This is a genomic window from Lysobacter oculi (assembly GCF_003293695.1).
GTDB lineage: Bacteria > Pseudomonadota > Gammaproteobacteria > Xanthomonadales > Xanthomonadaceae > Solilutibacter > Solilutibacter oculi.
The window spans coordinates 1,673,230-1,685,632 of sequence record NZ_CP029556.1; the positions used below are offsets into that span (position 1 = coordinate 1,673,230).

Below are 12,403 nucleotides of genomic sequence, written 5' to 3' on the forward strand. Positions count from 1 at the left end.
ACGAAGGCCCGGAAACGCAAACGGCGCCGGGATCGCCGGCGCCGTCGCGTGGATCAGGGAGGGCCGATCAGCCCAGCTGGCCGTGGCAGTGCTTGTACTTCTTGCCGGAGCCGCAGGGGCACGGGTCGTTGCGGCCCACGCTCGCCATCACTGCCTGGCCGTCCTCGAAGTCGGCGGCACCCAGACGGTCCGCACCTTCCTCGTCCGCGCCGTAGCCGCCCATGCCCGGATGCTGGAACTGCATCTGCTGCTGCAGGCGCTCGGCCAGGCGGCGCTCCTCGGCCTCGATCGCGTCGATCTCCTCCTGGCTGCGGATGCGCACCTTGGCGAGCAGCGTGGTGACCTCGCGCTTGACGGTCTCCAGCATCTCGCTGAACAGCTCGAAGGCTTCCTTCTTGTATTCCTGCTTCGGCTGTTTCTGCGCGTAGCCGCGCAGGTGGATGCCCTGGCGCAGGTAATCCATGCGCGACAGGTGTTCCTTCCAGTTCTGGTCGAGCACGTTGAGCATCAGGTGCTTTTCGAGCATGCGCATGGTCTCGCTGCCGACCTGCGCTTCCTTGTCGGTGAACAGCTTGGTCACCGCCTGCTGCACTTCCTCCAGCACCTGCTCGGCATCCCATTCGGTGCGGCTCTTGTGCATCTCGGTGAGCGGCAGTTGCAGGCCGAACTCGTTCGCCAGCTCGGCTTCCAGGCCCGGCAGGTCCCACTGCTCGTCGATGGAGTTCGGCGGCACGAAGCGCTCGACCATCGCCTGCACCACGTCGCCGCGGATGCCCTCGATGTTGTCGCTGATGCTGTCGGCTTCCAGCAGCTCATCGCGCTGGTTGTAGATGACCTTGCGCTGGTCGTTGTTGACGTCGTCGAAATCCAGCAGGTTCTTGCGGATGTCGAAGTTGTGCGCTTCCACCTTGCGCTGCGCGTTGGCGATCTGCTTGGTCACCAGCGGGCTTTCGATGATGTCGTCTTCCTTCAGGCCCATGCGCTCCATCATCTTCTGCACCCAGTCGGCGGCAAAGATGCGCATCAGGTTGTCTTCCAGCGACAGGTAGAAGCGCGACGAACCCGGGTCACCCTGGCGACCGGAACGGCCGCGCAGCTGGTTGTCGATGCGGCGGCTTTCATGGCGCTCGGTGCCGATGATGTGCAGGCCGCCCGCGGCCTTGACCGCCTCGTGGCGCTGCTGCCATTCGGCCTTGCGCGCGGCCCGCGTGGCGTCATCCACCGGCGCGCCGGTCTCGGCCTCGATCTGCGCCAGTTCGGCTTCCAGCGAACCACCGAGCACGATGTCGGTACCGCGACCGGCCATGTTGGTGGCGATGGTCACCGACTTCGGGCGGCCGGCCTGGGCCACGATAATCGCCTCGCGCTCGTGCTGCTTGGCGTTCAACACCTCGTGCGGGATGCCTTCCTTGTTGAGGTAATCGCTCAGCAGTTCCGACACTTCGATGGACGTGGTGCCGACCAGCACCGGCTGGCCGCGCTCGTGCGCTTCCTTGATCTCGCGCGCGACGGCGCGGTACTTGCCCGCGCGGTTGAGGAAGACCAAGTCCGGGTGGTCCTTGCGGATCATCGGGCGATGGGTCGGGATGACGATGACCTCCAGCCCGTAGATGCTCTGGAACTCGTAGGCTTCCGTGTCCGCGGTACCGGTCATGCCGGCCAGCTTGCCGTACATGCGGAACAGGTTCTGGAAGGTGATGCTGGCCAGCGTCTGGTTCTCGCGCTGGATCGCCACGCGTTCCTTGGCCTCGACCGCCTGGTGCAGGCCGTCGGACCAGCGGCGGCCCGGCAGGGTGCGCCCGGTGAACTCGTCGACGATCACCACTTCACCGTCGCGGACGATGTAGTCGACGTCGCGCTGGTAGATCGCGTGCGCGCGCATCGCCGCATTGAGGTGGTGGACGACGTGGATGTTGTGCGCGGCATACAGCGCGTCTTCCTCGCCCAGCACGCCGCCGGCGCGCAGCAGCGACTCGACGTGTTCCATCCCGCCTTCCGACAGGTGGACCTGCTTGGCCTTCTCGTCGACCCAGTAGTCGCCGACGCCATCTTCCTGCTCCTGCCGGGTCAGGCGCGGCACCACCGCATCGACCTTCATGTAGAGGTCCTGCGATTCGTCGGTGGGGCCGGAGATGATCAGCGGCGTGCGCGCCTCGTCGATCAGGATCGAGTCCACTTCGTCGACGATGGCGTAGTTCAGGCCGCGCTGGAAACGGTCCTCCTTCGACAGCGCCATGTTGTCGCGCAGGTAGTCGAAGCCGAATTCGTTGTTGGTGCCGTAGGTGATGTCGGCGGCGTAGGCGGCGTGCTTGTCCGAATGCGGCATGCCCGGGTAGACCACGCCCACCGACAGCCCCAGCCAGTTGTAGAGCTTGCCCATCTGGGCGGCGTCGCGGCGGGCCAGGTAGTCGTTGACGGTGACGACGTGGACGCCCTTGCCGGAAATCGCGTTGAGGTAGACCGGCAGCGTGGCGACCAGGGTCTTGCCCTCGCCGGTGCGCATTTCGGCGATCTTCCCCATGTGCAGCACCATGCCGCCGACCAGCTGCACGTCGTAGTGGCGCATGCCCATGACGCGGACGCTGGCCTCGCGGCAGACCGCGAAGGCTTCCGGCAGCAGCTTGTCGAGCGATTCGCCCTCGGCGTGGCGGCGCTTGAACTCGCCGGTCTTGGCCTGCAGTTCGGCGTCCGACAGCGCCTGCATCTGCGGCTCGAGCGCGTTGGTCTTGGCGACGATCTTGTCGAGCTGTTTCAGGAGACGGTCATTGCGACTGCCGATGACGCGGGTGAGCAAGCTGTTGAACATGCGTTGGGCCGGTTGGCGCGGCGCGGGGGACGCGCACGCTGGAAATGGAGGCGGGCACGATGCGCCGCCGAAAACGGACGAAGGGCGCCAAGGCGCCCTCCGGCAACTCATTATTGTAGTGGAGGCGCGCAGCCGCCGTCTCAAGGCCCGCTCGCGCTCAACCGTGCGTGGTGCCCTTGCCGATGAAGCGGCCCGGATCGACATAGGCGCCGTCCTTCCATACTTCCAGATGGACATGCACGCCGGTGGAGCGGCCGGTGGAGCCGGCCTTGGCGACCTCGCTGCCGGCGCGCACCAGTTCGCCGACGCGGCGGCTCAGCGCCGAGTTGTGGGCGTAGCGGGTCACGTAGCCATTGCCGTGGTCGACCTCGATCACATGGCCGTAGCCGGAACGGTCGCCGGCGAAGGTGACCACGCCATCGGCGACGGCCAGCACCGGATCACCGTAGTCGGCGGCGAAATCGATGCCCTTGTGGAACTGGCCGCCGGCACCGAACGGGTCCGCGCGCAGGCCAAAAGTGGAGGTGATGTAGCTGCCGGCGACCGGCGTGCCGGACGGCAGCTGGGCACGGTCGCGCTGGCGGTTGAACAGCAGCGATTCCAGCGCGCTCAGCTGCACGCCGGAGCTGCGCAGGCCGGCGTCGAGCTGGTCGATGCCGCCGGACAGCTCGGCCGGCGCGATGTCGTGCACCGGGCCGCCACCGCCCTGGCCGACCGGCTTGGCGAAATCGAATTCACCCTGCGGCAGTTCAGCATCGCGGGCCAGGCGCTGGCCGAGTGCGTTGAGGCGGGTGGTCTCTGCCTGCAGCTCGGCCAGGCGCGCGGCCATGGCGTTCAGCTCGCGCTGCGCGGCATCGCGGCTCAGCGCCGCCTGCTGGGCGGAGGCATGGTCGGGCAGAAGCTGCATCGCCCCCACCCCGCCGCACAGGCCGGCCACCAGCAGGCAGGCCGAAGCCAGCCACGGTTGGCGGCGGATGAAGCGGCGCACGCCGGCCGTGGCCGCGCGCGTATGCTGTGAAAACACGTGGAGTTTCTGTTGCATGTCTGAATCTGGTTCCTCGTCTTCCGGTTCCCGGGCCGGCACCTCCGGCCTGCAGCCGGCGCTTGATGCCGTGCTGCGGGAGCCCGCGGGCGATACCCTGCGCCGCGCCATGTGGCTGGAAGCCGTGGACCGCCAACTGCGGCCGAAGCTTCCGGTGTCCCTGGCACCGCACATCCGCGTGGCGAACGTGGTGCAGGGGCGTCTGTCCTTGCGTGCCGACGCCCCCGCCTGGGCCAACCGCGCACGGTTTTCCAGCGAGGACATCCTGCAGGCAGCCCGATCCATCGGGCTCACGGTGGAGCGTGTCGAGATACGCGTGGCCAAGGCCGCGCCGATTCCCCGCCCCGTGCCGGAAAAACCGGCATCCCCCGCCTCGCGTGCAGCCATCGAAGAGGCGATCAGGCTGCTCGGCGATCCGGACTGAAAGCCGCTTTCACGCGGCCTCCACATCCATCGGGGCGCGTAGGGTAAACGCGCAAGTCGTTGAATTTGTTAAACAACCGTTTCACGAACCGGAATGGCCCCGGAAACCGGTCCGCCATCCGACGAACGGTCATCCATCCAAAAACACGGTTCAGGCCAGCGCGGGGTTGCCCGGCGCGGCGTACATCGCCGGCAGGCCGGCGTCTTCGGGACCTTCGAAGGTCACTTCTTCCCAGGCCGAGGTCTCGGCCAGCAGGGCGCGCACCAGCTTGTTGTTGAGCGCGTGGCCGGACTTGAAGCCGGCATAGGCGCCGATCACGGCGTGGCCGGCCAGGTACAGGTCGCCGACGGCATCGAGGATCTTGTGGCGGACGAATTCGTCGGCGTAACGCAGGCCGTCCTCGTTCAGCACGCGGAACTCGTCGAGCACGATGGCGTTGTCCATCGACCCGCCCAGCCCGAGGTTGCGCTCGCGCATGTATTCCAGGTCGTGCATGAAGCCGAAGGTGCGCGCGCGGCTGACTTCCTTGATGTAGCGGGAGGTCGAGAAGTCGATGCCGGCGCTGGACTGCGCGGCCGGGATCGCCGGGTGGTTGAACTCCACGGTGAAGTCGAGCCGGAAGCCGTCGTGCGGGGTGAAGCGCGCCCACTTGTCGCCTTCGCGCACTTCGACCGGGTGGAGGATACGGATGAAGCGCTTCGGCGCGTCCTGCTCGGCGATGCCGGCGGACTGCAGCAGGAAGACGAAGGGACCGGCCGAGCCGTCCATGATCGGCACTTCGGCCGCGGACAGTTCCACGTAGGCGTTGTCGATGCCGAGGCCGGCCATCGCCGACAACAGGTGCTCGACGGTCTGGACCTTGGCGGGCCCGCAGGACAGGCCGGTGCAGAGCGTGGTTTCGCTCACCAGGTCGCCGCGGGCGGGGATTTCGATGACCGGATCCAGATCGACGCGCCGGAACACGATACCGGTGTCGATAGGGGCCGGGCGCAGCGTCAGGAAGACCTTCTCGCCGCTGTGCAACCCGACGCCCGTCGCACGGATCACGTTCTTCAAGGTGCGTTGGCGGGTCATCGGTGGTTTGGATCCTGAACAGGCGCGTTTTTCCGACCGTGCAGGTTAACACGCGGCCGGATGAACACCGCCGTAAGCCCTTGTCTGGCGGGGGCTGGCGGAGAAAGGCGTCGGGTCAGCCGACCCGACGCAAAGGGACAGACATGGGTCGATGCGGTTTTGCCGCATCACCGCCCTCGGGGATCACCCTCGGGCGGTTGTTCTGCTTGGATCAGTCGGCCTGGCGGCGCAGGAACGCCGGAATGTCCAGGTAATCCGCGCCACCGAAGTCAGCCGCCACCGGCGCGCTTTCCGCCGCCTGCGCCGCGGCGCCACGGCGCAGGCCGGACGCCAGGCCCTGGGCCGGGTTGAACGCGGCGACCGGGACGTCGTCGATCGGCAGGCCGGTGGTGCCGTCGCGCTTGGCGACCTGCACGTTCGGCACGATCTCCATCTGCGGCTTGGGCTTGCGCACCGGCTCGAAGCCGAAGTCGTTGCGCGGCAGCGCCTGGCGCGCGGCATTGCGGTTGAGGCCGGTGGCGACCACGGTGACCTTGACCTCGTCCTGCATGTCCGGGTCGAGCGAGGTGCCGATGATGACCGTCGCGTCCTCGGAGGCGAACTCCTCGATGGTCTGGCCGATCTCGGAGAACTCGGCCATGGTGAAGTCCGGGCCGGCGGTGATGTTGACCAGCACGCCGTTGGCCCCGGCCAGGTTCACATCGTCCAGCAGCGGGTTCTGGATGGCGGCCTCGGCGGCGGCCTGGGCGCGGTCGTCGCCGCGGGCGGCACCGGTACCCATCATCGCCAGGCCCATTTCGCTCATCACCGTGCGCACGTCGGCGAAGTCGACGTTGATCATGCCCGGGCGGACGATCAGGTCGGAGATGCCCTGCACGGCGCCCTGCAGCACGTCGTTGGCGGCGCGGAAGGCCTGCGTCATCGTCGCGTTGCGGCCGAGCACGGTGATCAGCTTCTCGTTGGGGATGGTAATCAGCGAATCGACGTGCTGCGAAAGCTCCTCGATGCCCTTCATCGCCACCTGCATGCGGCGGCGGCCTTCGAACGGGAACGGCTTGGTGACCACGGCCACGGTCAGGATGCCCATTTCCTTGGCCAGCTGCGCCACGACCGGCGCTGCGCCGGTGCCGGTGCCGCCGCCCATGCCGGCGGTGATGAACACCATGTCGGCGCCCTGCAGCGCGTCCATGATGCGTTCGCGGTCTTCCAGCGCGGCCTGGCGGCCTACTTCAGGGTTGGCGCCGGCGCCGAGGCCCTTGGTGACGTTGCTGCCAAGCTGCAGCTGCAGCTTGGCGCCGCAGTTCTTGATCGCCTGCGAGTCGGTGTTGGCGGTGATGAACTCCACGCCATCCACCTGGCTGTTGACCATGTGCGCGACCGCGTTGCCGCCGCCGCCGCCCACGCCGACCACCTTGATGACGGCGTTCGGGGCCATTTTTTCCATCAGTTCGAAAGTTGCCATGTCCATGTCCTCGTTGTTGGGCCGGGTTGTCGCTCTGTCCGGGATTCGGACCCGGTGCAGCCGCCACGCCGGCGTCTTGGTCTAGTTGTTGTTGCCGTTTGAAGCCTTCGCATCCGCCGGCCGTCCGGCGGCACCGCACTTTCAGAACTGCCCGCTGTACCAATCCTTCAATTTCCGGAACCACTCCGGCCCGCCGCTGCGGCCACCGGGCAGCAGCGCCCGGCCGCTGCGCGGCTGTTCCATCCGGCTGCCCATCAGCAGCAGGCCGACGCCGGTCGCATGCACCGGGTTGCCGACCACTTCGGCCAGCCCGGAGACGTGTTGGGGGATGCCGACGCGCACCGGCATCTGCAGCATTTCCTCGGCCAGTTCGACCACGCCTTCCATCTTCGAACCGCCGCCGGTCAGCACCATGCCGGCGCGGACCAGCTCCTCGAAGCCGGAGCGGCGCAGCTCCGCCTGCACCATCTCGAAGATTTCCTCGTAACGTCCCTGCACCGCCTGCGCCAGCGCATGGCGCGGCAGGCGGCGCGGCGGACGGTCGCCGACGCTCGGCACCTGGATGCTTTCTTCCGCCGTCGCCATCTGCGCCAGCGCGCAGGCGTAGCGGACCTTGATCTGCTCGGCTTCCGGCGTCGGCGTGCGCAGCATGTGGGCGATGTCGTTGGTGACGTGGTCGCCGGCGATCGGCAGCGAAGCCGTGTGCGAGATCGCGCCCTGCACGAACACCGCGACGTCGGTGGTGCCGGCGCCGATATCGACCAGCACCACGCCCAGCTCGCGTTCGTCATCGGTCAACACCGCTTCGCTCGACGCCAGCGCGGAGAGGATCAGGTCGTCCACCGACAGGCTGCAGCGCTGCACGCACTTGGTGATGTTCTGCGCCGCCGACTGTGCGCAGGTGACCAGGTGCGCGTGTACTTCAAGGCGCACGCCGCTCATCCCGACCGGGTTGCGGATGCCTTCCTGCGAACTGTCGAGCACGTATTCGCGGGCGATCGCGTGGAGGATGCGCTGGTCGGAGGGAATCGCCACCGCCTTCGCCGCTTCCAGCGCGCGTTCCATGTCGCCGTAGGTGACTTCGCCATCGCGCAGCGGCTCCATGCCCTGCGAGTTGCGGCACTGCACGTGGTTGCCGGAGATCGACGCGTACACCGAGCGGATCTCGCAGCCGGCCATCAGTTCGGCCTCTTCCACCGCGCGCTGGATCGACTGCACGGTGGAGTCGATGTCGACCACCACGCCGCGACGCAGCCCGCGCGACTCGTGGCTGCCGACGCCGATCACCTCGACCGGCATGCCCGGCGCGTATTCGCCGACCAGGGCGGTGACCTTCGACGTGCCGATGTCGAGGCCCACGATCAGGGATTTGTCGCCTTTGCGGTTCATGCGGTCTTCCGGGGTAATGCGATGGGGGATACGGCTTCGCTCCACTTCAGCGCGAAGCCGTTGGCGTAGCGCAGGTCGGCGCGTTGCAGCGCGCGGCCGGCCGGCGCGATCAACTTGGGCAGCAGGTCGGCGAAGCGGCGCACGCGGTCTTCGGCGTCCTGGCGGCCGACGATGACCTGCGCGCCATCGGACAGGCGCAGCATCCAGCTGCCGCGCGCGTCCTGGCGCAGCTCGCGCACGCCCAGGCCGAGCGGCGCGAACAGTTCGCGCGAGCGGTTGTAGAAGGCGAGCACTTCGGCCACGCGGCGCGGGTCGCCACCGAGTTGCGGCAGGCCCTTCGGCAGCGCGTTGCCCATCGCCGCGCGCGGGTAGAGCGTGCCGCGCTCGGAGAGCAGCAGCTTCTCGTCCCACAGCGCCAGCGGGCGGTGTTCGCTGATGCGCACTTCCAGCACGTCCGGCCAGCGCTTGCTGACTTCGGCGGATTCCACCCACGGCAGCTTCGCCAGCGCATTGCGCGCATCGTCCAGCCGCACCGCGAAGAAGCCCTGCTTCGCATACGGGGCCAGCAACTTCTGCAGTTCGGCATCGGGCACGTGGCGGGCGTCGCTGGTGACGCGCAGCTTGGTCAGCGGGAAGCGCTCGGTGCCGATCCAGCCGTTCATCACCGCGACCACCGGCAGCACGATGAGCCCGATGGCGATGGCGATGGCGACGATGCGCAGGAAGGCGTTCACGCGGAAGCGGCCTCCCCCATCGTCTGTTCGAGGATGCGCCAGCACAGTTCGTCGAACTCGATGCCCAGCGTGCGCGCCGACTTCGGCACCAGTGAGGTCGCGGTCATGCCGGGCGCGGTGTTCACCTCGATCAGCTGGAAGCCACGCTCCACATCGCGCATCACATCGACCCGGCCCCAGCCACTGCAGTCGGCGGCGGCGAACCCGGCCTCGGCGAGGCGGCGGATCTCCGCTTCGTCATCACCTTCCAGACCGGGCGTGATGTATTGGGTGTCGCCGGTGACGTACTTGGCGTTGTAGTCGTACCACTCGCCCTTGGGCACGATGCGGATCGACGGCAGCGCACGGCCGGCGATCACCGGCACCGAGAACTCGTCGCCGCGCACCATCTGTTCCATCAGCAGCTCGCCGGCGTACTTCAGCGCGAAGTCGATGGCCGGCTGGAGGTCGGCTTCGGTCAGCACGCGGAACACGCCGACGCTGGAGCCTTCGCTCGACGGCTTGACGAAGACCGGGTAGCCCAGCGACGCGGCCGCCGCGCGCAATTCCGCGCCCCGGTCGGCGCGCCCGCCACCCGGCAGGCGCACGAACTTCGGCGTCGGCAGGCCTTCGGCGATCCACACCTGCTTGGTGCGGATCTTGTCCATGGTCAGCGCGCTGCCGAGCACGCCGGAACCGGTGTATGGCACCTTGAGCGCATCCAGCACGCCCTGCATCACGCCGTTCTCGCCGGCACCGCCGTGGAGGATGTTGAAGACGCGGTCGACGCGGCCCGCGCGGATTTCATCCAGCAGCGCCGGCAGGCCGTCCACCGCGTGCGCATCGACGCCGCGCGACTGCAGCGCCTGCAGCACGGCGGCACCGGATTTCAGCGACACCTCGCGCTCGCTGCTGTCACCGCCGAGCAGCACCACCACGCGCCCGAAGCGCGAAGCGTCGGTGACCGCAAGCGGCGGGAAGCTCCTCTCACTCATGGCCCGCCTCCTTGCGCGCGAAACCTTCGGCGGCGATCTGCTGGGCGGCCGCGCCGATGTCGCCGGCGCCCATCAGCAGCAGCAGGTCGCCGTCGCGCAGCAGGTCGGGCAGCACCGTGCGCAGCTCGGCGGGCGACGCGACCAGCACCGGGTCGATGCGGCCACGGGTGCGAATGGCGCGGGCCAGCGACTTGCCGTCGGCGCCGGCGATCGGCGCTTCGCCGGCCGGATAGACCTCGGTCAGCACCAGCGCATCGACATCGCTCAACACCGCGGCAAAGTCATCGAACTGGTCGCGGGTGCGGCTGTAGCGATGCGGCTGGAACGCCACCACCAGCCGGCGCTCCGGCCAGCCACCGCGCGCGGCATCGAACACCGCGGCGAGCTCCTTCGGGTGATGTCCGTAGTCATCGACCACGGTGACCCTGCCGCCGCCGTCGAGCGGCAGTTCGGCCAGCTGGTTGAAGCGGCGGCCGATGCCCTTGAACTTGGCCAGCGCCTCGGCAATGGTTTCCGGCGCGATGCCCAGCTGCCAGCCGATGGCGGCGGCGGCCAGCGAGTTCTGCACGTTGTGGCGGCCCGGCAGCGCCAGCACCACCGGCGTGCAGGAACCATCGGGCAGGCACAGGTCGAAGTGCATCGCGGCGCCGACCTGGCGCACGCCTTCGGCACGCACTTCGGCGGTCTCGCTGAAACCGTAGGTCAGCACGTGGCGCGGCGTGGCGGCGGCCAGCGCGGCGACTTCCGGGTCGTCGATGCACAGCACGGCGAGCCCGTAGAACGGCAGACGGTGCAGGAACTCGGCGAATGCGGCCTGCACCTTGGCGAAATCGTTGTCGTAGTTTTCGAGATGGTCGGCGTCGATGTTGGTGATGACGGCGATCAGCGGATTCAGGCGCAGGAAGCTGCCGTCGCTCTCGTCGGCCTCGGCCACCAGCCACTGGCTCGCGCCGAGCTTGGCGTTGGCGCCGGCGGCGAGCAGCTGGCCGCCGATGACGAAGGTCGGATCCTTGCCGCCTTCGAACAGCACGCTCGCGGCCAGCGAGGTCGTCGTGGTCTTGCCGTGCGTGCCGGCGATGGCGATGCCGCGGCGGAAACGCATCAGCTCGGCCAGCATCTCGGCGCGCGGGACGATCGGGATGCGCTGGGCGCGCGCTTCCATCAATTCGGGGTTGTCACGCTTGATCGCCGACGACACCACCACGCAGTCGGCGCCGAGCACGTTGGCGGCGGCGTGCTCGCGGTCGATGCGCGCGCCGAGCTTCTGCAGGCGGCGGGTCGCGGCGTTGTCGGCGCGGTCGGAACCGGAGACCTCGTAGCCGAGCGTGCACAGCACTTCGGCAATGCCGCTCATGCCCACGCCGCCGATGCCGACGAAATGCACGCGGCGGAACGCGCGGGCCAGGTCACCCGGATCCTGCAGGCGGCGTTCGAACACGGTGCTGATCATTTCGCCACCTCCATCACGGCGTCGGCCACGCGTTCGGCGGCATCGGGTTTGGCCAGTGCGCGCGCGGCCCGGCCCATCGCCTGCAGGCGCGTGGGGCCGGCGGCGAACACCGCGAGCTGCGCGTGCAGCAGGTCGGCCAGCGCGTCGCTCTGCGGCACCAGCACGGCGGCGCCGCGTTCGACCAGGTATTCGGCATTGCGGGTCTGGTGGTCGTCCACCGCCTGCGGGAAAGGCACCAGCACGCTGGGCACGCCGGCGGCGCAGACTTCGGCCAGGGTCAGCGCACCGGCGCGGCAGACCACCACATCGGCCCAGGCATAGGCGGCGGCCATGTCGGCGATGAAGGCTTCCGGCTGCACGGCGAGGCCGGCATCGGCGTAGGCCTTGCGCGCGTCATCGAGCATCTTTTCGCCGCACTGGTGGCGCACGTCGAAAGCACCGGCCGGCAGTTTGGCGAGCGCCTTGGGCAGCGCGGTGTTCAACGCGCGCGCGCCCTGGCTGCCACCGAGCACCAGCAGTCTGAGTGGCGCGGCGGGCGTGGCATCGCGGGCCGGCAGGGAAGCGATCTCCTCACGCACCGGATTGCCGACCACGCGCTCGCCATCGAAGGTGCCGGGAAAGCCGGTCATGACGATGCGGGCGAGCTTCGACAGCACGCGGTTGGTGAGCCCGGCGGCGCGGTTCTGTTCGTGTACCAGCAGCGGGATGCCGGCGAGTTTCGCGGCCAGGCCACCCGGCCCCGCGGCGAAACCACCGAAACTCACCACCGCGCGCGGCTGGCGCTGGCGCAGGATGGCGCCGGCGGCCCGCACGCTGCCGATCAGCGCGAACGGCAGCTGCAGCAGCTTGGCGACGCCCTTGCCGCGCGCGCCACTGACCGCGATGGTGTCGATGTCGATGCCGTGCTGCGGCACCAGCCGGGTTTCCATGCCGCCGTGCGCACCCAGCCACAGCACCGGCACGCCACGCGCGCGCAACGCCTTGGCCACGGCGAGGCCGGGGAAGATGTGGCCGCCGGTACCGCCGGCCAGGATCATCACGGGCGCGT

General features: G+C 68.7%; 9 protein-coding genes and 1 pseudogene. 1 reads left to right on the forward strand and 9 read right to left on the reverse strand.

Annotated features, from left to right (window positions below):
• Positions 1-67 precede the first annotated feature (67 nt).
• Complete coding sequence (secA, locus tag DCD74_RS08095) at positions 68-2,806, reverse strand: preprotein translocase subunit SecA (RefSeq protein WP_112926863.1); 2,739 nt, start codon at positions 2,804-2,806, stop codon at positions 68-70.
• Between the two features lie 157 nt (positions 2,807-2,963).
• Positions 2,964-3,848 carry a M23 family metallopeptidase gene (locus DCD74_RS08100; protein WP_112926864.1) on the reverse strand — a complete coding sequence of 295 codons (885 nt, stop codon included), beginning with the start codon at positions 3,846-3,848 and terminating at the stop codon, positions 2,964-2,966.
• Here DCD74_RS08100 and DCD74_RS08105 point away from each other — a divergent pair.
• On the forward strand, positions 3,847-4,272 hold the full coding sequence (locus tag DCD74_RS08105) for a DciA family protein (protein ID WP_162615948.1): 426 nt from the start codon (positions 3,847-3,849) through the stop codon (positions 4,270-4,272). The two genes, DCD74_RS08100 and DCD74_RS08105, sit on opposite strands and share 2 nt — an antisense overlap.
• Positions 4,273-4,422: 150 nt before the next feature.
• On the opposite strand, the gene lpxC is transcribed toward DCD74_RS08105, so the two are convergent.
• The 7 genes and pseudogenes from lpxC to murG all read right to left on the reverse strand — a co-directional run.
• The gene (gene lpxC / locus DCD74_RS08110) at positions 4,423-5,346 is read right to left on the reverse strand and encodes a UDP-3-O-acyl-N-acetylglucosamine deacetylase (RefSeq protein ID WP_112926865.1); all 924 of its coding nucleotides are present in this window, start codon (positions 5,344-5,346) and stop codon (positions 4,423-4,425) included.
• A gap of 211 nt (positions 5,347-5,557) precedes the next feature.
• The gene (ftsZ, locus tag DCD74_RS08115) at positions 5,558-6,808 is read right to left on the reverse strand and encodes a cell division protein FtsZ (RefSeq protein ID WP_112927747.1); all 1,251 of its coding nucleotides are present in this window, start codon (positions 6,806-6,808) and stop codon (positions 5,558-5,560) included.
• Between the two features lie 141 nt (positions 6,809-6,949).
• On the reverse strand, positions 6,950-8,197 hold the full coding sequence (gene ftsA / locus DCD74_RS08120; RefSeq protein ID WP_112926866.1) for a cell division protein FtsA: 1,248 nt from the start codon (positions 8,195-8,197) through the stop codon (positions 6,950-6,952).
• Complete coding sequence (locus DCD74_RS08125; protein ID WP_112926867.1) at positions 8,194-8,931, reverse strand: cell division protein FtsQ/DivIB; 738 nt, start codon at positions 8,929-8,931, stop codon at positions 8,194-8,196. The genes ftsA and DCD74_RS08125 overlap by 4 nt, the downstream gene beginning before the upstream one ends.
• Positions 8,928-9,905: a D-alanine--D-alanine ligase gene (locus DCD74_RS08130; protein ID WP_112926868.1), complete on the reverse strand. Its 978-nt coding sequence runs from the start codon at positions 9,903-9,905 to the stop codon at positions 8,928-8,930. Before DCD74_RS08130 ends, DCD74_RS08125 begins: the two co-directional genes overlap by 4 nt.
• Positions 9,898-11,355: a UDP-N-acetylmuramate--L-alanine ligase gene (gene murC / locus DCD74_RS08135; protein ID WP_112926869.1), complete on the reverse strand. Its 1,458-nt coding sequence runs from the start codon at positions 11,353-11,355 to the stop codon at positions 9,898-9,900. Before murC ends, DCD74_RS08130 begins: the two co-directional genes overlap by 8 nt.
• A 2-nt stretch (positions 11,356-11,357) precedes the next feature.
• Positions 11,358-12,392 (reverse strand): annotated as a pseudogene (gene murG / locus DCD74_RS08140) (undecaprenyldiphospho-muramoylpentapeptide beta-N-acetylglucosaminyltransferase); the annotation flags it as partial.
• Positions 12,393-12,403 lie beyond the last annotated feature (11 nt).